Here is a 21928-nt window from a genome sequence, read left to right as displayed (position 1 = left end):
TCTGCCGTATCGCGCATCACGCGAGCCGAGTGATCTCCACAACCACGTCGAGATCGGTCGAGCCGCTGCCGCTGAAGATACCTTTCAAAGGGGGCACATCGGCGTAATCACGACCGACGCCGACTGAAACGTGTTGCTCCGTGACCGGGATGTTGTTGGTCGGGTCGTAACCCCACCACTGCCCGGTCCAGGCCTCCACCCAGGCGTGCATCTGACCGGCGACCGTGTGCCCCACTTCCCCGCCCGGATCCGGGTGCAGATATCCCGAGACATAGCGGCTGGGAATTCCCATGCTGCGCAACAGCAGTAGCGTCAGATGCGCGTAATCCTGGCAAACTCCCTGCCTTTCGGCGAACGCCTGCACCGCGGAGGTGTGCACCGAGGTCTTTCCCGCGAGATAGGTCATTTCCCGGTGCACCCATTCCGCGCCGCGCACAACGGCTTTGGCGGGCGGCACGCCCCGGGCGAGCTGGCGGGCCACCGGGGCCAGGCGGCGTTCGCGGGGAACATAATCGGTGGGGGTGAGCAGTTCGTCGAACCGATCCGCGATCGGGTCGGCGCGCAGTTCCTCCCAGGAGAGTTCCTCCGCGGGCCCGGCGAAAGGCTCGGTCTCCACCACCGAGGCGCTGGTCACCTCCAGTTCGGTGTGCGGGGCGTGCAGATCGAAGGCGGTGACGGTGGTGCCCCAGTAGTCGGTGTAGCGATAGGACCTGGTCGAGGGCACGGTGTCGACCCGGTTGAGGATGACGTTCTGGCGGCTGTCCGCGCGCGGGCTCAGCCGCGCCTCGTTGAACGACCGCGTGACCGGCCCGTCGTACACGTACCCGGTGGTGTGCACCACCCGCATGCGCCAGCTCATACCGATTCCCCGACCCGGAAGCCGTTGAGCCCGTGCAGCCCGGTCCAGGCCACCCAGGATTCGGCGTGGAAGTACTGCAGCGCGACCGCCTCGCCGATCTCGTGGCAGGTCGCCTGCAGCCACAGCAGCCGGCTCGGCAGGTCCTCGAGCAGTTCGGCCGAGGGCAGGAACTCCAGCTCGCTGCGGGCGCGCCCGAGCAGCCGGTGGGCTTCCTGGCGGGCGGCGAACCGGCTGTTGGGGCGCTGATCCAATTCCTGCAGGCAGCTCTCGGCCATGTGCAGCGAATGGAAGACCGACCGCGGGAAGAGCCGGTCCAGCAGGATGAATTCGGCGATCTGATTGGCGTCCAGCACCCCGCGGTGCGTGCGCAGGTAGGGATCGTGCGCACCGGCCGAGCGCAGGACCGTCACCCACGCGGGCGAGGAGGTGCGATCGCCGGCCCGCGAGAGCAGCAGGCGCACCGTCATGTCGACGCGTTCGATGGAGCGGCCGAGCAGCAGGAACCGGTAGCCGTCGTCGCGGCTGAGGGTGGAGTCCGAGAGTCCGGCGAACATCGCGGCGCGGTCGGTGATGTAGTGACAGAACTCGTGCGGGCCGAGCGCGCGGGCGGCGCGTTCGGCCGCGGCCAGTCCGTTATAGGTGGCGTTGAGACACTCCCACATTTCGGTGGAAGCGACTTCCCTTGCGCCCCGGGCATTTTCCCGGGCCCGGTGCACGGAATCGACGATGGAGCCGCCGTGTTCGCGGCCGAAGGCGACCAGTTCGGTCACCGACCACACGTCGAGTTCGGTTTCGGGCGGTTCTATGCCGAGTACCCGCAACAGCACCCGGGAAGTTCGATCCGGGTCCACGGTGGCGTCCTCGAGCAATTGATGCACCGCGACGTCCAGAATGCGTGCCGTGTACTCGGCGCGTTCTACGTATCGGCCGATCCAGAATAGGGATTCGGCATTGCGCGCCAACATATTTACCGCCTTACGGGTCCTACTGCTACCTCCGCCACGCTGCGGTTCTTTTGCCTACTGCGATTGTTGTTGCTGACCGGCCCGGTGCGGGGTGGGTTCGCGGGATTGGTCCCGGTCCTGCGGAATATGCTGTTCGCCGACCAATTGCGTGCCGGCCAATTCCCGCTGTGCCACAGAGGTTCTGGGGGCCAGTACCCAGGTGTCCTTACTGCCGCCGCCCTGGCTGGAATTGACGACCAGGGAGTCCTCCGGCAGCGCCACCCGCGTCAAACCGCCGGGCAGCACCCAGATGTCGTCGCCGTCGTTCACCGCGAAGGGCCGCAGATCCACGTGCCGGGGCTGCAGTCCGCCGCCGATCTTGCTGGGCACCGTGGACAATTGGACGACGGGCTGCGCGATCCAGCCGCGCGGATCGGCCCGCACCTTGCGGCGGACGGCGTCGAGTTCCTTCTGCCCGGCGTCGGGCCCGATGACGATGCCGTACCCGCCCGAGCCCTCCACCGGTTTCACCACCAGTTCGGCCACCCGGTCGAGCACCTCGTCGCGCTCGTCGGGTTCCCAGCAGCGGTAGGAGTCCACGTTGGGCAGGATCGGCTTCTCGCCCAGGTAGTACTCGATGAAGGCGGGCACGTAGGTGTACACGAGTTTGTCGTCGCCGACGCCGTTGCCGACCGCGTTGGCCAGCACCACCGAACCCGCGCGGGCGGCGTTGAGCACCCCGGCGACGCCCAGCATGGAATCGGGGCGGAACTGCATCGGGTCGAGGAAGGTGTCGTCGATGCGGCGGTAGATGACGTCGACCTGACGCTCGCCCGCGGTGGTGCGCATGTAGACGACGCTGTCGCGGCAGAACAGGTCCCGGCCCTCGACCAGTTCCACGCCCATCTGCCGGGCCAGCAGCGAATGCTCGAAGTAGGCGGAGTTGTAGACCCCGGGGGTGAGCACCACCACGGTCGGATCGGCCTCGTTGGGCGCGGCGGCCGCGCACAGCGCGCGCAGCAGATGGCTGGGGTAGTCGCCCACCGCGTGCACCCGGTGCGAGGCGAACAGGTCCGGGAACACCCGGGCCATGGTGCGGCGGTTCTCCATCACGTAGGAGACGCCCGAGGGTGAGCGCAGATTGTCCTCGAGCACCCGGAAGTCGCCGTGCTCGTCGCGGATCAGGTCGATGCCCGCGACGTGGATGCGAACACCGTTGGGCGGCACCAGCCCGGCGGCCTCGCGGTGGAAGTGCGCGCACGAGGTGACGAGCCGGCGCGGGATCACCTCGTCGCGCAGGATCGTCTGTTCGCCGTAGACGTCGGCGAGGAAGGCCTCGAGCGCGCGCACGCGCTGTTTGATGCCGCGCTCGAGTTTGGTCCATTCCGCGGCGGCGATCACCCGGGGCACCAGGTCCAGCGGAAAGGGTCGTTCCTGGCCGGACAGCGAGAAGGTGATGCCCTGGTCGACGAACGCGCGGGCCAGCGCCTCGGCCCGGGCTTCCAGGTCGGCCGCGTCGGCGGTGGCCAGCGCCGCGAAGATGCCCCGGTAGGGGGCGCGCGGGTGGCCTGCGGGATCGAACATCTCGTCATAGGCGTCGGCATAGCGGCCGGTCCGGTAGCCCGCGAAGACCCCGTCCGCCGCAGTGTGGATCTCGGCACGGCCGTTCGATGATGGAGCGGCCGCGGCCGATCGTGCGCCGGCTACGGGGGTCATGCAAAAATAGTCCATCACGCAGGGGCAACACGCAGTTGGACGGGGATAAATTTCTCGTATCGTCCATGTAGCGAAGAGGGCCGATTTCATACACCGGTGTGTTGCCTGGTAATCTCGACCGTCGGTGCTGCGCTACGGATACGTGAGTGTGCGCCCGAAGACTTTCAGTACTTACCTCATACACACCACACGAAGGAACACGAGGAAACAGGCGTGGCCAACATCAAGTCCCAGATGAAGCGGATCCGTACCAACGAGCTTGCGCGCCAGCGTAACCAGTCGGTGAAGTCCTCGCTGCGCACCTCGATCCGCAAGTTCCGCGAGGCCGCCGCCGCCGGTGAGAAGGACAAGGCCCTCACCCTGCTGCAGTCCGCCAGCAAGAGCCTGGACAAGGCCGCCTCGAAGGGCGTCATCCACATCAACCAGGCCGCGAACAAGAAGTCGGCGCTGTCGCTGGCTTTCAACAAGCTCGGCTGATTTCCGCCGGTATTCCATTCCGGTAAGCATGCTTCGAACAGCCGCCGTGGCCACGACGACCACGGCGGCTTTTGTCGTATCCTCGCTGCCGAGAACTTGCCGAGGCCGACGGTTCCCTGCAGGATGGCTGCGACCGCCAGGCTATTGGATCGACCACCCTCGTTGGGAGCACCCTTGACACCGCTTCGCCGTACTCGCCCGTCCTGGACCCGCGGTGCCGCGGCCGCCGGTATCGTCGCGGTCGCGCTCACGACCGGTGTCGGCACCGCCGCCGCCCGGCCGATCGGCCCGTTCGAGGTGGGCGGGGCGATCGAGGTCGAATACGACCGGGCGGGCGGCTTCGACGCCTTCGGCGACCCGGTCGGGCCCGAGGTGGACGCGGCGGCCGGCGGTCGCAAGCAGGATTTCGCTCGCAACGTGTCCATCTACTGGACCCCCGCGACCGACGCGCGCGCCATCGGCGGCGCGATCCGGGACAAGTGGTGGCAGCAGGGCGCGGAGGGCGGGGCGCTGAAGTACCCCGTTGTCAACGAGGGCGCGACGGCCAAGCCGGGGCGTTTCCAGCACTTCCAGAACGGGTCGATCTACTGGTCGGTCGGCACCGCGGCGCACGTGCTCACCGGTGTGATCCTCGACAAGTACGGCAAAGCCGGCTGGGAGAACAGCCCGCTGGGCTTCCCCATCACCGATGAGGGCAAGGCCAGCAAGGAGAACGGCAAGTACACCCTCTTCGAGGGCGGCGCCATCTACTCCACCCAGAAGACCGGCACCCACACCATCTGGGGCGCGATTCGCGACGAGTGGGTGCGCAACGGCGCGGAGAACGGGCGCTACGGCTTCCCGACCAGTGACGAATACGACTACGAGGGCGGCAAGGCCCAGGACTTCCAGGGCGGCAAGCTCACCTGGGAGCCCTGATCCGGCTCGGCCCTCGAACCCGCTCGGCGCCCGTGTGGCACGGGCGGGTTCGCTCGTTGCGGCTCAGGCGGATTCGCGCAGGTCGAGGATGCGTGCCAGGGCGTGTTCGAGGGCGTAGTTGGTGTCGGCCGCGCCGCCCTTGACGTCGGCGTTGAGGGTGGCCACGACCTGCAGGGCCGCGCCGATGGTGGCTCCGGTCCAGCCGCGGGCCTGGCCCTGAGCTTTCTTGACCTTCCAGGGCGGCATGCCGAGATCGCCGGCGAGCTTGAACGGGTCGCCGCGACCGGCGGAGCCGACGCGGGCGATGGTGTGTACCGAATCGGCGAGGGCATCGGCCAGCAGAACGGCCGGGACACCGCGGTCGGTGGCCCAGCGCAGGGCTTCCATGGCGGCCGGGCGATCGCCGGACACGGCCAGGTCGGCCACGTCGAAGCCGGTGACCTCGGCCCGGCCGGAGTAGTAGCGGTGTACCGCGGCCACGTCGACCTTGCCGCCGGTGTCGGCGATCAACTGTGAAGTGGCGGCGGCCAATTCGCGCAGTTCCGAGCCGACGGACTCGATGATCGCCTGCACCACGTCGCCCGAGGCCCGCACGCCGGCGGTGCGGAACTCGTTGCGCACGAATTCGATTCGCTCACCGGCCTTGGTGACCTTGGTGGCCGGGTGCACCACCGCGCCCATCTTCTGCAGGGCCGGGGCGAGCGCCTTGGCGCGGCCGCCGCCGGAGTGCAGGATCACCAGCACGACGCCTTCCGGCGGGTCGGTGGCCGCGTCCTGCACCACCGCGACGGCGTCCTTGCCCGCTTCGGCGGCGGCCTCGAGCACGATGACCCTGTCCTCGGCGAACAGCGAGGGGCTCAGCAGCTCGGCCAATTCCGCGGTGCTGGCGTCGCCCGCCCGCAGCCTGTCCACCGGCATGGCGGCGGCGTCCGGGCTGGCGGCGCGCGCCTGGGCGGTTATCGCCGCCACCGCCCGCTCCACCAGCAGTTCTTCATCACCGAGCACGAGATGCAGGGACGCGGGTCGTTGGCTCACGTCCCCGATCCTACGAGTCACGCCCGACACCGCGCCGACGCGGGCGCAGCGCGCCGAGCACGATCGCGCAGAGCACCGCGGCGATCACCCCCGACCGCACCCCGCTGGGCAGCCGCACCGAGGCGTGCAGCGCCGCCGCCCGATCGGCCACGGTGAGCAGCCACCACAGCGGCGGCCCGGTACACCGCACGACGACTTCCGCCGCCGGCGACCAGAGGCAGGAGAGCACGGCCCCGAGCGCCCCCAGCACGGTGATCGGCGCGATCACCGGTTCCACCAGCACATTCACCGCGATCGCGATCAGACTCACGTGACCGGTCATCGCGATGACGATCGGCGTGGTCACCACGAACGCGGCCGCCGAGACCGCCACCGCGTCGGCGGGCGCTCGCCACCAGCCCCGTTCTCGCAGCCACTCCGACCAGCCCGGGGCGAACACCACGAGCCCCGCGGTCGCCACCACCGACAGTGCGAATCCCCAGTCGACCGCCAGTCCCGGCGACCATCCCACCAGCCCGATCACCGCCGCGCACAACGCCGGAACGGCCTGCTTGCGCCGTCCACCCACCATCGCCAGCAGCGCCACCGCCCCCATCACCGCGGCGCGCAGCACGCTCGGCGAGGGCCGGGCCAGCACGACGAACATCACCAGCGCGGCCCCCGCGACCACCACCCCCACCCGCGGATCCACGGTGAGCGCCCGCATCGCCAGCAGCACCGCCCCCAGCAGGATGGTGACGTTGGCCCCCGACACGGCGGTCAGGTGCGACAGATGTGTCTCCCGGAAGTCCTCCCGGACCTTCTCCGATACTCGCGAAACGTCCCCGATGACCAGCCCCGGCAGCAGCCCCGCCGCCTCCTCCCCCAGACTCCGCTCCGCCACCCCCGCGAATTCCGCCCGCACCCCACCGGCCACCCGCTGCCACCACGGCGCCTCCCCCACCCGCACCGGAACCCCCTCCGCCCGAACGACTCCCACGGTCACCCCACGCCCCCACCCCACGTCCACCTCCCCCCGGAAAACGACCCGCTGCCCTGGCAACAGCCCCACCCACCCCGCCTCCCGGACGAAGGCGATCACCTCACCCCCGCCCCGCACGACTTCCGCACCACCCACGCCGGGTTCACCCGCGCGGTCTCCCCCTCCGACATCCCGCCGAAATTCCACGAGCTCGAGCCGCACGATCCAGTCCCGCCCCCGAAACCCCGCCCCACTCAACTTCTTCGGGTCCTCGGCCACCACGGCCGTGACCCGAACCCGTTCCCCATCCACCAGCGCCCCCATCGGATGCCCCTCGACCCGGTAGGCCACCCATCCCCCCGCCACCCCGTACCCCACCCCAACCACCAACCCCGCCAACACAACCCATACATATCCGCCGGCCCACCACCCCGAACCCCGCCCCGCACGAGTCCTGCGGTCGAAGTCGCCCCGTCCCGCGTCACCATCCCCCGCCCCGGACCGCCCCACGCCACCCGCCCGAACCCCTCCCGCCCTCGAACGCCCGATAACCCAGCAGCACAAACAGATCGCCGCGATTCCACACACCCCGGCCAGCCCGAGCGCGGCCCGCCATCCCCCAACCAGCGCCACGATCATCGACCCCCACGCGCACCCCGCCGCAGGCACCAACCGCGCGTCCAGAACCTGCGGAGCCTCCGCGTCCTCCGTCTCCCCCGGCGCGCCGCGCTCGCTCCTCCCGCCCGTCACGGCAAGACCTGCGGTTGACTGCGACCGGAGCCGGAGGGTCCCACTCCCGCAGGCGAGTTCGACTCCCATTCCACCGTGAAACCGACGCCGGCACGCCGCCGGAAACCAACTGCATCACCACCCGATCCGACGCCTCCTTCCGCGGGGCGGCAGCACATTTCACATGGGCCATCGCCGCACTCCCGATCGCGGCGTGGGGTTGGTCCCAACTCCGAAAGGCATGGTCCATCCGCCTGAAGCGATCCATCGGGCGCTTCATTCCCAGGGCCGGTAGGGCCCGGACGGATCGAAGCCGACGCGGCCGAGCGCATGCGATGATCATCGCGGCTATCGAAGGTGTGGATCATGTGTCGGCCAGGTGGTGGTGTCGCGTTCCCCTCGCAGCGCCGGTAGCAAAGTGCCACAGCGCTTTTCGTGTCGAAGCGAGTCGTCGGGTGCGTACCGCCCGGCGTGGTCATATCGTCACCGAGGCGCGGAGGCGGGCCAGGCGGGCGGGGCCTATGCCGTCTATGTCGGCGAGTTGGTCTATCGAGGTGAAGCGGCCGTGGGTGGTTCGCCAGGTCACTATCGACTTGGCGGTGATGGGACCTACGCCGGGGAGGGCGTCGAGTTCGGCCTCGGTGGCGGTGTTCAGGTTGATCTTGGCGGCGGGGGTCGCGGGGCGGGCGGAGGTGGGGGCGGTCGCGGTGGACGGGGGTTTGGCGGAATTGAGGATGGTGGTGGCTATCTGCTGGGGGCGGGGAGCGGGTTTGCCCACCACTATCTGGTCGCCGTCGGTGAGGGGCTGGGCCAGGTTCAGGGCGGAGAGGTCGGCGTCGGGGCGGGGGGACGCGGACTTCAGGGCGTCGGCCACCCGGGAGCCGGCGGGCAGGCGGCGGAGGCCGCCGTACTCGACGAAGCCGATCACGCTCACGACCAGCTCGCCGGTGGACGCCGGGTGTCCGTTCACCTCGGACGGGCCTGGCGCGGTGGGATAGCGGGAGGGTGCGGCCTCGTCCGGCTGACCCTGCGGGCCGGGACCCGAACTGCCGGGACCGTTCTCGGCTTTCGCGACAGCACCGCCCCCGCCGGCGTTCGGGACACCGCCCGAACCATCCGGCGCCGCACCGGATACCGGCCCGGCACTCGTCAGCGGTCCGATGGGCGGCACCGCGTACACCTCGGGTTCCTCCCGCAGCGCGACCATCCCCGCCAGCACCACGGCGAGCACCGCCACCACCGCCAGCACCACCACCCCGCGCGGCCCGGGATCCCACCGCGTGCCCCGGAACCGCTCGGGCATCACCCGCGCGTACCAGGGCACCGCGCCCCCGCCGCCCCCGGAATACCAAGCGGGAGCACATAATCCGCCGGGCTCGCGCGCCTCCCGCTCCCCGCTGCTCCGCGCCGCCCCGTGATCGAGCCGCGCCGTGTGCCCGGAGATCTCACGTTCGTCCGACGTTTCGTACGCCCCACCCGGCGGTCGCGAACCACGCCGGCCGTCCGCCCGCCCGGGAGCGAATCCGTCCGCCCCGCAATCCCGGAACTCCCGCGCGGGTGGATCGACCGAATTCTCGTCCCAGCGAGATCCGCCGCGCGGCCCGGGATCAGGTGGGGTGGGCTCGGAGCCGGTCAGTGCGCCGAGCCTGCGAGCCGCGGGAGTGTGTTCGTCGATGCGTGGCATGCAGGCGACGGTAGGGCGCGAGCGCAGGCCGACATGTGCCGCGACCCGGCATTTCCGCGGGCCTGTGGATAGCGAATTCCGTTGTGGAAAGCCAGATTTTAACGCGGCCCGCGCACGACCACAGCGCTCTGATCAGCGATTACGCCGATCACCCGCATCCGCCGGGCACGACGAGCGCACCCACCGCACCCATACCGAGATGCACTCCCAGCGTCGGTCCGAATTCGTTCACGATCAGCTCCCGAATTCCCGGAACCAGGTCCCGCAGCTGCCCCGCGATGGTGTTCGCCGCCTCTTCCGCCCCGAGGTGCTGCACCGCCACCGCGGCACCGTCCTCGCCCGCCGCGTCCACCGCCGCCGCGACCAGTTTCGCGAACGCCTTGGACCGCGTCCGCGCCTTCTCGCGCAGCTCGATGCGCCCGTCCACGATCTGCAGAATCGGCTTGGTCACCAGCTCGGTGCCGAAGAACGCCGCGGCACTGCTCAATCGCCCGCCCCGGCGCAGCTGCTCGGTCCGGTTCACCACGATGAACGTGCGCCCGCGGCTGGCCGCGGACACCGCCGAGTCGTACACCACGTCCAGCGGCGCCCCGGTTCGCGCCCGGCGCGCGGCCGCCAGCACCGGCAATCCGGTCCCGAGCCCGGCGCTGAGCGAATCCACCAGCCGCACCCGGTCGGCGGCGTCCATGTCCCGCACGGCCGTGCGCCCGGCTTCCCAGGTGCCCGAGAGCTGCCGCGAAATGTGCACGGCGACAACACCGTCACCGTCGCTCATGTCCAGCGCGCGCTCGTACGCCGCGCGCAGATCACCCGGCGAGGCGCCGGAGGTGGTCACCGCGGAGGAGCTGTAGTCGATCTCGCAATCGTCCACGCCCTCCCGGATCTCGCGATCGTCGACCAGCACGTGCAACGGAACCGTGAGCACGCCCAGGTCGGCGGCGAGGTCCGCGGGCAGGCTGGCCGACGAGTCCGTGACAACCACGACGGCCATCGGCTAGCGGACCTTCCTCATGCGGTCTTGCCCTCGCGCACCGCGACCTCGGACAGCACCTTCACCATGGCCCGGGCGACGGCGCTGTGCCCCTCCCAGCCCCAGTGGATGCCGTCGGGGTTGGCCTCACCGTGGAAGACGTTGTCCCGCACGGCTTCGCCGAGGTCGACCAGCGGAATCGACCTGTTGCGCGCCCAGTCGCTCACGGCCCGCACCATGGGCTCGCGCCCGGTGTGCACGCGCGCGTACGCGTCGCACTTGTGCACCGACGGCAGCACCGCGATCATCGGCAGCTCCGGCCGCAGTCCGGCCAGCGCGTCGCGCGACTGCTCGAGGTAGTCGACGCTCACCGCGGGCGGCAGCGCCACCGGCCAGCCCAGCGGAGAAAGCTTGGGCTGCAACCAGTTGTACGCCTCGCGCACCCGGCGCCGGGCGGTGGCGGGCCGCACGTAGCGGATCAGCTCACGCAGGGCGGTCGGCAAAGGCGAAGGCAGCGAATCCATTCCGGCGGTCGCGAAGACCACCGCGCCGGCGCGCGGCACGCTCGCCCACACGCGCGGGTCGCCGATCAGCGCCCAGTACGCGTCGCGGCAGGTCCAGCCGATCCGCGCGACCAGCTCCACGTCCCAGCCGAGTTCGGCCGCAACGAGATTGGGCCAGATGCGGGGATGGTCCGCGGCGAGCCCGCCCTTGGGCCCGAAATAGGACAGCGAGTCGCCGATCACCAGGAGCACCGGTCGTGCGGTGGTGTCGGGTTCCGGCTCGGTCGCGCCGCCGAACAGCGCGTCCGGCGCCTGCCTGACGTTGGTCACCTCCGACGCCTGGCGCAGCAGTTCGTCGGAGACTTGCCGTTCACCGGCGGTATCAGAGGACATCGGGGGCTACCTTCGCGACCGCGTTCCACACATCGAGCCGCCAGCCGGGCCGGTCCATGCTCGGACCGTGGCTGGTCAACTGCACCCAGCTGGTGTTGGCCAGTCCACCCAGCGCGGGCCAGTTCACGGGCGGCAGGTCCAGGATCGCCGCGGTCAGTGCCGCGATCAGGCCGCCGTGCGCGACGAGCACGATCGTACGGCCGGGCCAGTCCTGGCGCTCGGTGAAGAACTCGTGCACCACGGGCAGCGCGCGGGCGCCGACCTGGAGCTTGGATTCGCCACCGGGCGGGGTGAAGGTCGGATCCATGCGCCATTCCTTGCGCGCACCGGGATACAGCGAGTCGACCTCGTGGTGGGTCATGCCCTCCCACTGCCCGAGATCGGTTTCGCGCAGCCGGGTGTCGGTCACCACCGGCAGGCCGGCGTGATCGGCGACGGCGAGCGCGGTGTCGTGCGCGCGCCGCAGATCCGAGGAGACGATGTGGATGACATCGCTGGTGGCCATGTCGGGGGCGCAGTCCTTGGCCTGACGGCGGCCCAGTTCACTGAGTTCGGTGTCGATCTGGCCCTGCATGCGGTCGGTGGCGTTCCATTCGGTCTGCCCGTGGCGCAACAGGATCAGCCGGCGGACGCCGGCGAGTTTACTGCTCACTACTCGTCTCCGGCCTCGTCGTTCGCGTCGGCCTCGACCTTGGCGCGCTGCGCTTCGATGCCCTCGATCGGAATCTGCGGGCAGTCCTTCCACAGCCGCTCCAGGCCGTAGAAGTCGCGTTCGTCGTTGTGCTGGATGTGGATCACGATGTCGACGTAATCCAGCAGCGCCCAACGACCTTCGCGGGTGCCCTCGCGGCGCACCGGCTTGTACCCGGCGTCGCGCAGCTTGTCCTCGACGTTGTCGACGATGGCGTTGACCTGGCGCTCGTTCGGCGCGGACGCGATCACGAAGCAGTCCGTGATCACGAGCTGCTCGGAGACGTCGAGCACGACGACTTCCGCGGCCAGCTTCTCATCGGCCGCCAATGCCGCCACCGTCGCCATCTTGACCGCTTCGACTGATGCGCTCACCCTGCCGCCACCTTCCCATTGCTGTGCGGCACGTAGAGGTGCCGCTTCGATATGTACTGCACGACGCCATCCGGGACGAGGTACCACACCGGCCGGCCCTCGCTCGCTCGCCGCCGGCATTCGCTCGAAGAGATGGCGAGGGCGGGGATCTCGATCATGGTTACGGCGTCGGCGGGGTGATCACGGAGATAGTCGGCCAGGTGGTCGATGTTCAATTCGTACCCCGGACGGCTGACCCCGACGAATTTCGCCAGTTCGAACAGTTCCGACCAATCCTGCCAGGTGAGGATGCTGGCCAGCGCGTCGGCTCCGGTGATGAAGTACAGATCCGCGTCCGGATACTGTTCGCGCAGCTCACGCAGGGTGTCGATGGTGTAGGTCTTCTTGCCGCGCTCGATGTCGGTCCGGCTGACGGAGAAGCTCGGGTTCGACGCGGTGGCGATGACGGTCATCAGATATCGGTCTTCGGCCGAACTCACCAGCCGGTCCGCCTTCTGCCACGGCTGCCCGGTCGGGACGAAGATGACCTCGTCGAGTTCGAGGGTGTTGGCGACCTCGCTCGCGGCAACCAGATGCCCATGGTGGATGGGGTCGAAGGTGCCGCCCATCACCCCTAGCTTGCGGCGCCCTGTCGTATGCACGAATAGCGAGCTTACCGGGGGCAACCGCCGGAACGTCGTCCCGGCGGTTGTCATTTTCGGTTGTGGGTGGGTCAGGCGGTGAGGGCGGCCTTCATCTCGGGCTTCAGGACGTTGTTCAGGGCCTGCCACGGGATGGTGATCATGATGTTTCCGGCCGCGTGCGAGGCGATCTCGCCGAAGTAGATCCGCAGGCCGTCCTCGGCCACGGCCCAGTGCCGGTAGTTGTCTTCCTTGGGGAGCAGGGCGTCCTTGTAGTAGGGCTCGCCGTGGGTGGCCTGGGGCACCAGGGTCACGGCCTGGTCCTTGAGGACCGCGAGGCCGCTGTTCACGTCTTTGAACAGGTCCCGCAGCACGAGGGCCTTGCCGGTCTCGGTCCGGGTGTTGTGGGTGATGAAGTCCTCGTACGGGTGCGCAGCGCCCTCGGCGTAGATGCTCACCGAGAACTTGGTGCTGAGCACCTGCTGATTGGTGTAGACGTAGTTCGTCCCGGTCTTGACGTCCACGTGGTCCCCCGCCCGCGCGATGTAGATGTCGGCCGCGCGCCGCACCGAGCGGTTGAAGACGTCCCGGGCCTGCAGGTAGGCCCCGTCGACCCCGTCGATGTCGAATCGCGGAACGTCGACCTTGTAGTGGTGTCCCTCGAGGGTGTAGGTGCTCGACCGAAATCCGACCACCGCCTCACCCCTGGCCACCACGCTGACCGCGCCCATGGTGAGCGCCGCCAGCACCATGGCGAGTAGAAGATGAACTGTCTTACGCTGCCCCATGTCGCTCTCCGAAGTCGCAGGCTGCCGGGCTGTTCCCGGCGTTGCGACAACTGTCGGGCCACCCGCCAACGGTTCCCTAACGAGCGGCCAATGGTCCGGGGCTACTCCGCTTTCCGTAGCGGCGGGCATCTTGCACGAAGCACGGCCGCAGGGTCGCGCGCGACCGGAAGCCGCTGGTGAACGGCCTGTCCTCGGTACTCTGACCGCATGTCGATCCCGCACGTGGAGAAACCGGATCTCCCGGAGTTCATGAGCTGGGAGCAACTCGACGAGCTGCCCGACGAGATCGCCGGGCAGATCGAACTGTGGGCCGGTCGAGTGGTGTGGGCCCGGCGTGGGCCCGCAGAAGACCAGGATTGCCCGGTCGAGTTCCGGAATGCCCTGCGCCGGTGCGCCCGTGCGGCGATGACCGAGCGCCTCGACGACTGCTGGCGCGCATCCGTCGAAACCAACGTCTTCTTCGGCAAGACAGGCAAATCCGACTTCGTGACCCCGGACTTCCTCGTCTATCGCTGCCTCGACCAGGAGTACCAGGACATCCGCGCGTCCGATGTCCTGCTCGCCGGTGAGGTGCTGTCCCCCTCGAACACCGAACGCGACGTCGAGGCGAAGAAGGCCCGCTACGCGGCCGCCGGCATCCCCTGGTACTGGGAGGTGATCCTCGGCCGAAACCCCCGCCGCATCAAGGTGGTTCGCGTGTACGGCCTCGAAACCAGCCACGGGCTACTACCGGACGGCGTCGCACCTCTGCGCCCGGCCAACTACATCGTCGCGGGCGAATGGACCGATGCTGTCGACGGCATCGACTTCGATCACCCGTTCCCGATCCACATTCCCTGGACCGAACTGGAATTCTGAATCGGTGCCGATGCCGCCCGGTCCGAGATGAGCCCTTGCGGAATCCCGGACCGGGGTGGGGATTACGTGTGCGCGCCGCCGTCGATGCGGATCTCCGTCCCGCTGATGAAGCGGCCGTCGTCCGAGACGAGCATCGCGATCACGCCCGCGACGTTCTCCGGGCTCGCCATCTCGGCCGGATTGTCCTGGGGGACAATCGCGATCAGGCGCTGGAACAGGGACCAGTCCGAATCCTGGGGCAGGTAGCCGGGAGTCGCGTCGGTGATGCCGGACTTGATGCCGCCGGGGGCGACGCTCACCGCGCGCAGGCCGCGCTTGCCGTATTCGAGAGCCAGGACGTGGGTGAGGGTCTGGATCCCGCCCTTGCTGGCGGAGTAGGCGGCCATGTAGGGGTGCGCGAAGTTCGCGGAGGTGGAGCTGAAGTTCACGATCGTGGAGCTGGGGTTGGCCAGCAGGGCGGGCAGGGCCTCGCGGATCACCAGGAAGGTGCCGGTCAGGTTGACGGTGATGATCTGGTTCCACAGATCCAGGGAGGTCTCGTGGGTGTGCGCGGCGCGCAGGATGCCCGCGGCGTTGACCAGTGCGTCCAGGCCGCCGAGGGTGTCGACGGCGCTCTTGACGCCCGCGACGACGTTGGCCTCGTCCGCGATGTTCAGCTCCAGGGCGGTGAAACGCTCGCCGGTGCCGGCTTCGGTGGCGTTCTTGTGGGTCAGCTCCAGACCCTCGACGTTGACGTCCGCGCCGACGACGATTGCCCCCTCGGACAGCAGACGAAGTGCGGTGGCCTGGCCGATGCCGGAGCCCGCGCCGGTGACCAGGATGCGGCGCTGTTCGAGACGGTTCATGAGATCTCTTCCTCGACGGTGAGTACTTTAGTGACACAATATGCCATAAATGGCACACCGCGCCACTAAATCTTTCCCGCTCTGTAGAGTGCGCCTGTGACCAGCGACCGAACCACGGCCACGCCCGGCCCCGGGCGTCCCGCCCTCAGCGAAACCCGCCGCGCGGCCACCCGCCGCCAGGTCGCCCTGGTCGCCGCCCGACTCTTCGCCGAAAACGGCTACGCCGCAACCACCGTCGAGGAGATCGCCGCCGCCGCGGGCATGGGACTGCGCACGTTCTACCGCTACTTCCCCGCCAAGGAAGACGTGGTCGCACCCCTGCTGGCAGCGGGAACGACGGCCTGGGCCGATGAACTCGCCGCCTGTCCCCCGGATCTGCCGCTGCGCGACGCGCTCGCCAGGTCCTATCGCTCCGCGACCGCCCACGCGCTCACCGAGGCGGGCATCCCCGACACCCTCCTGCACCCCGTGCTGCGCGCGGTCACCGAGCTTCCCGCCCTGCGTTCCACGTGGCTGCGGGTCCAGCAGGACGCGGAAACCCGGCTGATTCCCATCATCGCGACGCGCACGAACCGCTCGGCCACCGATATCTCCGTGGCGCTCACCGCGGCGATGGCGAACACCGCAGTCCGCCTGGCCACCGAGCACTGGGCCGCGACGACGGGTGAGACCTCCCCCGCCGACGTGGTGGACACCTACCTGGCCCACCTGGCCGAGGGAACGCTGCTGTAAGCCCTTCGGCCCCACGCCATTACGTTCCGAGAGTCTCCGCCTGCCACGTCTCGGGCAGTTCGAGCCTCAACGACTCGACCGTCCCTGCTCCGCAGATGTAGAGCGCCCACCACAGCTCCTCGCACGGAATGTGCTCGTCTCCAACGATATCCACCCACACCGCGACCGTTCCGTTCGCGCGAACCGTCACGTCCCACCAGGACCAGCGGCGCAGTCCGGGCGCGAAACAGGAAATCCACTCCCGGATCGTCCAGGGCTCCTCGGCGCGCGCCTCCGAGTACCTGCGGTCGGCGATGAAAGCGATCTCGTCCCGCTCCAAGAACCACGGCGGCAACGCCTCGAAAGACGCCGGCTCGCCCGCGAAATCGAGTTCCGCGATCGTCAACGCCCCCGAAATCAGCTGTCGCAGCCGATCCATATACAACCTGGGCTCGATGGCGGGCCACACGACAAACGTCGCGAGCGACCCCCTCGGCCTACCACTCGGCCGGGCCAGTACCCGCACCCGCTCCGAATCGAACTCTCCCACCACAACTTCCGCCCCCTTGGAATGTCTCGCGCAGCGATCGGCACCCACTATGCCGGAACGACCTGGACCCCGGTCGTCACCGCTGGTAAGGCAAATCCTTCCCCACCGAGGCCATCATCGCCTCGTACGCCCGCTGCATGTCGGTCAGCGCCTCCCGAACCTCCGCCAGCGCGAACCCCGCGTCCTCGGCGTTCCCCCGCGCGAGCTCCGCCTCGGCTTCCTCGGCGGCCGCGACCAGAATGCTCAGTGAATCCCCCTGAATGGTGACGCCGGGAAACCGCCGACCCTCCCATTGCACCAGCGTGTGCTGTCCGGCGGTGGCCAGGATCGTCGCCTCGTACGTCATCCCCGCCCCACCCGCTGCCCGAATCGCGACCGCCCGTCGACGCCCGCCGGATCTGCCAGCGCGAGTGCGACCCCGATCGGCATCCCGGTGCGCTCGGCGAGGTTCACGCGCTCCCGAACCTCCGCCAACGTCCGAGGCCGATATCCCGGCCCCGTCCCACAGCAGCCCGCACGGAACGTCAGCCCCGCGCCGAGCACGATCGCGAGCACGCGCCACCCGGCCGTATCCGCCTTACGCGGAACCGCGAGCTGCTCACCGGCATTGATCAACCCCGCCCGGCACTGCGGACACACCGCCGGCTCTCGATACCCCGGCATCTTGTACGAGACCCGGCACCCCAAACACACCCAATGCGACTTACACGGATGAAACCCCATGCCCGCAGGCTACGCAGCCGACCGCACCGAATCGACCGTTTATCGGTCCGAGCAAGGCCGCCGCGTCAACGCCCGCCCACACCCGGCCGCCGGTCGAATATCGTCGGATCGAACAATGCCAGCGCCTCCCCGACCGAAATACCCTCCCGCCGTGCGAGGTTCACGCGCTCACGAACCTCACGCGATGTACGCGGCCGATACCCGGGACCGGTGCCTCAGCACCCGCCGTGAAAGGTCAGCCCCGACTCGAGCACCGTCGCGAGGACTCGCCACCCGGCCCGGTCGGCCTTGCGCGGCACCTCGAGATGCGGTCCGGCGTTGGTCATCCCGCCCCGGCACTCCGGGCACCGCGCCCACAGCCGCCCCGTCGGATGTTTGAACGACACACGGCATCCCAGGCACACCCAGTGCGACGTGTTCGGGTAGAAGCACATGGGGACACGGTAGGGATGCCGCGCCCGCCGCGTCGATCCGTTTTCGACGCTCCCCGCCGGTCGACACCAACTGCTGCCGGCGCGTTCCTCAATCCGCCTACGGCCCCGTGCACTTCCGCAACTGCCGAACGGCCCGGTGCCGGATACGCTGCGTGGTCCACGACCGATCCGCCAAGAGTGACAACACATCCCGCAACTCCACCGGCACCGGCCCCGCCTCCACCCACGAGAGCCCCAGCTCGGTCCAGTAGACGCTCCTCATCCCGACGCCCGCCCGCAACAGCGATTCGACGCCCACGGTCGCGCACATGGAAGCCGGACAACCCAATTCGATCATCCGTTCCCCGACTGCGGATTCGACCATCTCGCGGTCGAACTCGAGCAACGGCAACAGCGGAATCGGGTAGCGCCCCTCGACAATCCTCCTGGGCGCGCCCCGATCACCGAGCCACACTGCGCACTCGAACACACCGATCCACGCTCCGGACCGGAATTGGAGCAATGGCTCCCACCCCGGCTCCGCCGTCTCCCCTGCCATCGCCACTTCCATGTCAGGTGTCGGCGTGGTCTGTGAGCGATGCCCGCAGCCGAGGCCGACGCCCGCAGCACGGTGTCGAGCGCGGCCGCTGGTCCGCTCAGGGCTCGCGGGTCCAGAGGGTGGCGGTCAGTTCGCGGAGGTGGGTGTCGTCGGGGACGTCGGCGGTCACGCGGAAGTAGACGACGGCGTTCTTGCTCGTGATCGCGCAGTACTCGGCGCCGGCGGGCAGGAGGTCGGTCGTCTTCGGCATCGGCTGTTCGAGGGCGTCGGTGCGGCAGCCTTCGGGGGTGGGGCCGGAGACCGAGAGGCCCAGGGCCTGGCCGGCGCCGGTCGTCAGAGCGCCGCCGCAGCCGATCTTCACGGACAGGTCGGTGTCGCGGGTCGTCGTGGGCTGGCCGGCGGGGAGGTCGAAATCGACGCCGGACTGGGCGCACGCGGTCGTCGCGGCGGGGATGCTCAGGGCCCGGTCCGTGTAGACCTCGCTCCAACCGGGGAAGGTGACCGCCTCGGTGGTGGTCGGCACCGTGGGAATCACGGGGATCGGCGCGCTCGCCACCGTCGTGGTCGTGGTGGGGATCGCGACCGTGGCGTCGTCGTCGGCTTCCAGGGCGGAGATGCCGAGCAGAATGCCGAGCAGGCTCACGAACGCCAAGGTCGCGGCGGCGAGCGCCATGCGCAGTTTGGAGCTCGACGAGGGGGGCGTCGGCTGTCCGGTGCCCAATCCGTTCGGCAGCAGCGCACTGCGCGGGCTCGGCGGAGCGGGCGGGGACGGGTGTGGGCTCATGCGGTGGGATCTTTCCGTCGAAAAGTCAACGGGGTCAACACTCTCATGACAAATGCCGTGATGGCCCGATTCGGCGAGTCCGAAATGAGTGGACAGCGGTCGCGGGCGGCGCGCACGATACCGCGATGACGTTCGATCTGCGCACGGCCGACCTAGAGGTGATCAACAGTGCGACCAAGTACCCCTCGATCGCGACCTATCACCGCCTCGGTGAACGCGGCGCGCTGACCGACGCCGTCACCGAATTCGACGGACCCGTCATCGGCACGGAGAAGGTCGACGGATCCAACTCCCGCGTCATCTGCCTGCCCGACGGCACCTGGCTGCTCGGCAGCCGCGAGGAACTGCTGTGCGCCAAGGGCGATCTGATCGGAAACCCCGCGCAGGGCATCGTGGCCGCGCTGCGCGACTTCGCCGACGCCCTCGACGCCCCGGGCGACGCGGTGCGGGTGTACTTCCTGGAAACCTACGGCGGCAAGGTGACCGCGGCGAGCAAGCAGTACACCGGCACCCTGACGGTCGGCTACCGGCTGTTCGACGTGGCGGTGCTGCACGACTACACCGAGCTGTTCACGCGCCCGGTCAAGGAGATCTCCGCCTGGCGCGAGGCGGGCGGCCAGTCGTTCGTCGACGAGACCGAACTGACCGCCGCCGCGGCGCACGCCGGGGTCGAGCTGACCCCGCGCCTGTTCACCCTCGATGCCGCGGACCTGCCCCGGGAGCTCGACGCGACGCGCGACTTCCTCGCCGCGCGCCTGCCCGAAACCCGGTGCGGGCTGGACGATAAGGCGGGCGGACGTCCGGAGGGCATCGTGCTGCGCACCCCGGACCGCTCCGTCATCGCCAAGGCTCGCTTCGAGGATTACGAGCGGACGCTGCGCCGGCGGCGCTCGGCCGCCGCGTCGAAGTAACACCCCGAACCGACCGCGGCCCGTACCGTGCGGAACACCCGTGCGGTACGGGCCCGCTCATACCGTGGGCCGCTTGGCTTTCGGCAGTTTGGCGACGATGGTCTCGTACGACGCGTCGATCAACTCCCGCAGTTCGTCCTCGGGGATCTTCCCGCCGAGCGCGATGCTGTTCCAGCCGTACCGCCCGATATAGGCCGACACCGACACGTCCTCGGGGTACACCGCGATCAACTCGTCCGCCTCGGCCCGGGTACCGCACTGGAGCCCGATCGAGTCACCGTTGCCGAGGAAGGCGAAGATCTTGTCGCCGACCTTCGCGACGATGTCTCCCTCCCACGGTTCGTCCTGCCACGCACCGGGTTTGGCCAGGCAGTAGGCGAGTACATCCATGGCGCGCTCCTCGAATCAGATGGGCAGCAGGCGGCCGACCACGGCGGTGAGCTGGCGGGCGGAACGGCACTCGTGCATCTCGATGATGTCGGCGTACTTCTTGGCGGCCGAATCGCCGGTACCCCACATCTTCTCGGCCTCGGGGTTGAGCCAGTAGGCGTGCTTGGCGACGCCGACCAGTTGACGCAGGGTGTCCAGCGCCGGATCGCGATAGTTGGTGCGGGCGTCGCCGAGGATGAGCAGCGAGGTGCGGCTGGTGACCGCGTCGGGGAACTGCTCCGCGAAACCCTCCAGGGCCGAACCGTAATCGGAGTGGCCCTCGATGCCGACCACGTGCGCCTCGGTGAAGATGCGCCGGGTGATCTGATCCAACGGGGTGGTGGCGTCGAACAGCTGGGTGACCTCGTCCACCCGATCCACGAAGGCGAAAATCCGTACGCGGGAGAACTGTTCGCGCAACGCGTTCACCAGCACCATGGTGAAGCTGGAGAATCCCGCCACCGAACCCGAGATATCGCACACCAGCACGAGATCCGGGCGGCCCGGGCGCGGCTTGCGAGTCACCAGGTTGACCGGAACGCCACCGGTCGACATGGACTTGCGCAGCGTCTTGCGCAGGTCGATCTCCCCGCGACGCGCCTTGCGCCGCCGGGAAGCCAAGCGCGAGGCCAGGATCCGCGCCAGCCGCTGACTGCTGCGCCGCAGATCGTCGAGCTCGTTCTGGGAGATGCGCAGGAAGTCCGCGTCCTCGGCCTGGCGGGCCACACCGTAATTGGCGACCCGCTCGCGCCCGATGCGCTCGGCGACGCGACGCCGGGTCTCGGCCTCCACGGTGCCCCGGAACGACTTGATGCGCTGGCGCGCGGTGCGCCGGGCGACCTCGGTATCGAAGTCGGAGTTGTCCATTCCCGCCGCGAGCCCGGCCAGCAGTTTGGCCACCAGCAGTTCGGGCTGCAGATCCTTGAGCGTCTGATAGCTGGAGAACGACGGCCCGCCGGCGGCCTGGTACTGCCCCATCTGCTCGACCATCTGCGCGGCCAGCGCCTGGAGCTGCTGCTCCTGCTCCGGCGAGGGCTCCTGCATCAGCAGCTCGGCCAGCATCTGCCGCAGTTCGATGATGTTCACCGAACCGTCCGGCTTGTAGGGGATCTCGACCTCGGCCGCCCCGATGCGTTCGCCCAGCGCCGCCGGGAACCACAGGTCGAAGAGCCCGTCGTAGGTGGCGCGCTGGGTGGTCCGGCGCAGCAGCGCACAGGCGAGCCCCTCGCGCACCGCCTCCCGGTCCATCAGGTCCAGCACGGTGAGCACCTGTGCGGCATCGACCGTTTCGGACGGCCCGACCGGAATTCCCCTGGCGCGCAGCGCTTCCACGAAACCCACCAGGTGCCCGGAGAACCCGTGCTCGGCGGTCGGGCCCGGCACCGCGGTGGCCGGGCGCGGCGCGGGCGCTCCCCCGCCGGTGACCGCGCGCACGGCCGCGGAGACGAAGCCGCGGGACGAGCTGGAACCGCCGCTCATGGCC

25 protein-coding genes are annotated in these 21928 nt (G+C 69.2%); 5 read left to right on the top strand and 20 right to left on the bottom strand.

Annotated features, from left to right (window positions below; genetic code table 11):
- Positions 1–16: 16 nt before the first annotated feature.
- The 3 genes from ACWDOP_RS19585 to ACWDOP_RS19575 are packed head-to-tail and all read right to left on the bottom strand — an operon-like array spanning position 17 to position 3519.
- A complete protein-coding gene (locus tag ACWDOP_RS19585; RefSeq protein ID WP_454203266.1) occupies positions 17–859 on the bottom strand; it encodes a transglutaminase family protein in 843 nt (280 codons plus the stop codon).
- On the bottom strand, positions 856–1824 hold the full coding sequence (locus ACWDOP_RS19580; protein ID WP_454203265.1) for an alpha-E domain-containing protein: 969 nt from the start codon (positions 1822–1824) through the stop codon (positions 856–858). Before ACWDOP_RS19580 ends, ACWDOP_RS19585 begins: the two co-directional genes overlap by 4 nt.
- Before the next feature lie 54 nt (positions 1825–1878).
- Entirely contained in the window at positions 1879–3519 is a 1641-nt protein-coding gene (locus tag ACWDOP_RS19575; RefSeq protein WP_454203264.1) for a circularly permuted type 2 ATP-grasp protein, read from the bottom strand.
- A gap of 213 nt (positions 3520–3732) precedes the next feature.
- Between ACWDOP_RS19575 and rpsT the strand changes: the two genes are divergently transcribed.
- Together rpsT and ACWDOP_RS19565 are read left to right on the top strand one after the other, a co-directional pair.
- Positions 3733–3996, top strand: coding sequence for a 30S ribosomal protein S20 (rpsT, locus tag ACWDOP_RS19570; RefSeq protein WP_454203263.1), 264 nt, complete (start codon positions 3733–3735; stop codon positions 3994–3996).
- Positions 3997–4170: 174 nt separating this feature from the next.
- Positions 4171–4914: an LGFP repeat-containing protein gene (locus tag ACWDOP_RS19565; RefSeq protein ID WP_454203262.1), complete on the top strand. Its 744-nt coding sequence runs from the start codon at positions 4171–4173 to the stop codon at positions 4912–4914.
- A gap of 63 nt (positions 4915–4977) precedes the next feature.
- Here the strand turns inward: ACWDOP_RS19565 and holA are convergent, their stop codons facing one another.
- From holA to ACWDOP_RS19520, 9 genes are all read right to left on the bottom strand, one after another.
- The gene (holA, locus tag ACWDOP_RS19560; protein ID WP_456346232.1) at positions 4978–5949 is read right to left on the bottom strand and encodes a DNA polymerase III subunit delta; all 972 of its coding nucleotides are present in this window, start codon (positions 5947–5949) and stop codon (positions 4978–4980) included.
- A gap of 10 nt (positions 5950–5959) precedes the next feature.
- Positions 5960–6898: a ComEC/Rec2 family competence protein gene (locus tag ACWDOP_RS19555; protein ID WP_456346231.1), complete on the bottom strand. Its 939-nt coding sequence runs from the start codon at positions 6896–6898 to the stop codon at positions 5960–5962.
- A 1216-nt stretch (positions 6899–8114) separates the two neighbouring features.
- Positions 8115–8942: a ComEA family DNA-binding protein gene (locus ACWDOP_RS19550; RefSeq protein WP_456346230.1), complete on the bottom strand. Its 828-nt coding sequence runs from the start codon at positions 8940–8942 to the stop codon at positions 8115–8117.
- Positions 8943–9471: 529 nt separating this feature from the next.
- Positions 9472–10314, bottom strand: coding sequence for a DegV family protein (locus ACWDOP_RS19545; protein ID WP_456346229.1), 843 nt, complete (start codon positions 10312–10314; stop codon positions 9472–9474).
- Positions 10315–10331: 17 nt separating this feature from the next.
- Positions 10332–11189 carry a diglucosylglycerate octanoyltransferase gene (gene octT / locus ACWDOP_RS19540; protein WP_456346228.1) on the bottom strand — a complete coding sequence of 286 codons (858 nt, stop codon included), beginning with the start codon at positions 11187–11189 and terminating at the stop codon, positions 10332–10334.
- Positions 11179–11841 carry a histidine phosphatase family protein gene (locus ACWDOP_RS19535; RefSeq protein ID WP_454203256.1) on the bottom strand — a complete coding sequence of 221 codons (663 nt, stop codon included), beginning with the start codon at positions 11839–11841 and terminating at the stop codon, positions 11179–11181. Before ACWDOP_RS19535 ends, octT begins: the two co-directional genes overlap by 11 nt.
- Entirely contained in the window at positions 11841–12254 is a 414-nt protein-coding gene (rsfS, locus tag ACWDOP_RS19530; protein ID WP_454203255.1) for a ribosome silencing factor, read from the bottom strand. Before rsfS ends, ACWDOP_RS19535 begins: the two co-directional genes overlap by 1 nt.
- Positions 12251–12895, bottom strand: coding sequence for a nicotinate-nucleotide adenylyltransferase (gene nadD / locus ACWDOP_RS19525; protein WP_454203254.1), 645 nt, complete (start codon positions 12893–12895; stop codon positions 12251–12253). Before nadD ends, rsfS begins: the two co-directional genes overlap by 4 nt.
- Before the next feature lie 71 nt (positions 12896–12966).
- Complete coding sequence (locus ACWDOP_RS19520) at positions 12967–13662, bottom strand: RsiV family protein (protein ID WP_456346227.1); 696 nt, start codon at positions 13660–13662, stop codon at positions 12967–12969.
- 207 nt (positions 13663–13869) lie between these two features.
- Here ACWDOP_RS19520 and ACWDOP_RS19515 point away from each other — a divergent pair, with 207 nt between their 5' ends.
- Positions 13870–14520: a Uma2 family endonuclease gene (locus ACWDOP_RS19515; protein WP_456346226.1), complete on the top strand. Its 651-nt coding sequence runs from the start codon at positions 13870–13872 to the stop codon at positions 14518–14520.
- Positions 14521–14582: 62 nt separating this feature from the next.
- Here the strand turns inward: ACWDOP_RS19515 and ACWDOP_RS19510 are convergent, their stop codons facing one another.
- A complete protein-coding gene (locus ACWDOP_RS19510; RefSeq protein ID WP_456346225.1) occupies positions 14583–15365 on the bottom strand; it encodes an SDR family NAD(P)-dependent oxidoreductase in 783 nt (260 codons plus the stop codon).
- Positions 15366–15461: 96 nt separating this feature from the next.
- Between ACWDOP_RS19510 and ACWDOP_RS19505 the strand changes: the two genes are divergently transcribed.
- On the top strand, positions 15462–16097 hold the full coding sequence (locus ACWDOP_RS19505; RefSeq protein WP_454203248.1) for a TetR family transcriptional regulator: 636 nt from the start codon (positions 15462–15464) through the stop codon (positions 16095–16097).
- 19 nt (positions 16098–16116) lie between these two features.
- On the opposite strand, the gene ACWDOP_RS19500 is transcribed toward ACWDOP_RS19505, so the two are convergent.
- From ACWDOP_RS19500 to ACWDOP_RS19480, 5 genes are all read right to left on the bottom strand, one after another.
- The gene (locus ACWDOP_RS19500) at positions 16117–16515 is read right to left on the bottom strand and encodes a hypothetical protein (protein WP_456346224.1); all 399 of its coding nucleotides are present in this window, start codon (positions 16513–16515) and stop codon (positions 16117–16119) included.
- Between the two features lie 187 nt (positions 16516–16702).
- Positions 16703–16972, bottom strand: a complete 270-nt coding sequence (locus ACWDOP_RS19495; protein WP_456346223.1) for a DUF6959 family protein — start codon at positions 16970–16972, stop codon at positions 16703–16705.
- Between the two features lie 592 nt (positions 16973–17564).
- Positions 17565–17735, bottom strand: a complete 171-nt coding sequence (locus tag ACWDOP_RS19490) for a hypothetical protein (protein WP_456346222.1) — start codon at positions 17733–17735, stop codon at positions 17565–17567.
- A 145-nt stretch (positions 17736–17880) separates the two neighbouring features.
- The gene (locus ACWDOP_RS19485; protein ID WP_456346221.1) at positions 17881–18333 is read right to left on the bottom strand and encodes a hypothetical protein; all 453 of its coding nucleotides are present in this window, start codon (positions 18331–18333) and stop codon (positions 17881–17883) included.
- Between the two features lie 85 nt (positions 18334–18418).
- Positions 18419–19105 carry a hypothetical protein gene (locus ACWDOP_RS19480; protein WP_454203245.1) on the bottom strand — a complete coding sequence of 229 codons (687 nt, stop codon included), beginning with the start codon at positions 19103–19105 and terminating at the stop codon, positions 18419–18421.
- Between the two features lie 125 nt (positions 19106–19230).
- Between ACWDOP_RS19480 and ACWDOP_RS19475 the strand changes: the two genes are divergently transcribed.
- Complete coding sequence (locus ACWDOP_RS19475; protein WP_456346220.1) at positions 19231–20016, top strand: RNA ligase family protein; 786 nt, start codon at positions 19231–19233, stop codon at positions 20014–20016.
- A gap of 57 nt (positions 20017–20073) precedes the next feature.
- Here the strand turns inward: ACWDOP_RS19475 and ACWDOP_RS19470 are convergent, their stop codons facing one another.
- Both ACWDOP_RS19470 and ACWDOP_RS19465 read right to left on the bottom strand, forming a co-directional pair.
- On the bottom strand, positions 20074–20406 hold the full coding sequence (locus tag ACWDOP_RS19470) for an MmcQ/YjbR family DNA-binding protein (protein WP_456346219.1): 333 nt from the start codon (positions 20404–20406) through the stop codon (positions 20074–20076).
- Between the two features lie 15 nt (positions 20407–20421).
- Positions 20422–21924: a vWA domain-containing protein gene (locus ACWDOP_RS19465; RefSeq protein WP_456346218.1), complete on the bottom strand. Its 1503-nt coding sequence runs from the start codon at positions 21922–21924 to the stop codon at positions 20422–20424.
- Between the last annotated feature and the right edge of the window lie 4 nt (positions 21925–21928).

This window comes from Nocardia sp. NPDC003693 (genome assembly GCF_053981095.1).
This window is presented reverse-complemented; position numbering and strand designations above follow the sequence as displayed.

Coding starts and splice junctions, on each gene's coding strand:
- ACWDOP_RS19475 (WP_456346220.1), top strand. CDS start 19,231: ATGACGTTCGATCTGCGCACGGCCGACCTAGAGGTGATCAACAGTGCG.
- ACWDOP_RS19480 (WP_454203245.1), bottom strand. CDS start 19,105: ATGAGCCCACACCCGTCCCCGCCCGCTCCGCCGAGCCCGCGCAGTGCG.
- ACWDOP_RS19495 (WP_456346223.1), bottom strand. CDS start 16,972: ATGACGTACGAGGCGACGATCCTGGCCACCGCCGGACAGCACACGCTG.
- octT (WP_456346228.1), bottom strand. CDS start 11,189: ATGTCCTCTGATACCGCCGGTGAACGGCAAGTCTCCGACGAACTGCTG.
- ACWDOP_RS19580 (WP_454203265.1), bottom strand. CDS start 1,824: ATGTTGGCGCGCAATGCCGAATCCCTATTCTGGATCGGCCGATACGTA.
- ACWDOP_RS19585 (WP_454203266.1), bottom strand. CDS start 859: ATGAGCTGGCGCATGCGGGTGGTGCACACCACCGGGTACGTGTACGAC.
- ACWDOP_RS19500 (WP_456346224.1), bottom strand. CDS start 16,515: ATGGATCGGCTGCGACAGCTGATTTCGGGGGCGTTGACGATCGCGGAA.
- ACWDOP_RS19465 (WP_456346218.1), bottom strand. CDS start 21,924: ATGAGCGGCGGTTCCAGCTCGTCCCGCGGCTTCGTCTCCGCGGCCGTG.
- ACWDOP_RS19550 (WP_456346230.1), bottom strand. CDS start 8,942: ATGCCCGAGCGGTTCCGGGGCACGCGGTGGGATCCCGGGCCGCGCGGG.
- ACWDOP_RS19520 (WP_456346227.1), bottom strand. CDS start 13,662: ATGGGGCAGCGTAAGACAGTTCATCTTCTACTCGCCATGGTGCTGGCG.
- ACWDOP_RS19485 (WP_456346221.1), bottom strand. CDS start 18,333: ATGGAAGTGGCGATGGCAGGGGAGACGGCGGAGCCGGGGTGGGAGCCA.
- ACWDOP_RS19545 (WP_456346229.1), bottom strand. CDS start 10,314: ATGGCCGTCGTGGTTGTCACGGACTCGTCGGCCAGCCTGCCCGCGGAC.
- ACWDOP_RS19575 (WP_454203264.1), bottom strand. CDS start 3,519: ATGACCCCCGTAGCCGGCGCACGATCGGCCGCGGCCGCTCCATCATCG.
- ACWDOP_RS19470 (WP_456346219.1), bottom strand. CDS start 20,406: ATGGATGTACTCGCCTACTGCCTGGCCAAACCCGGTGCGTGGCAGGAC.
- ACWDOP_RS19510 (WP_456346225.1), bottom strand. CDS start 15,365: ATGAACCGTCTCGAACAGCGCCGCATCCTGGTCACCGGCGCGGGCTCC.
- ACWDOP_RS19515 (WP_456346226.1), top strand. CDS start 13,870: ATGTCGATCCCGCACGTGGAGAAACCGGATCTCCCGGAGTTCATGAGC.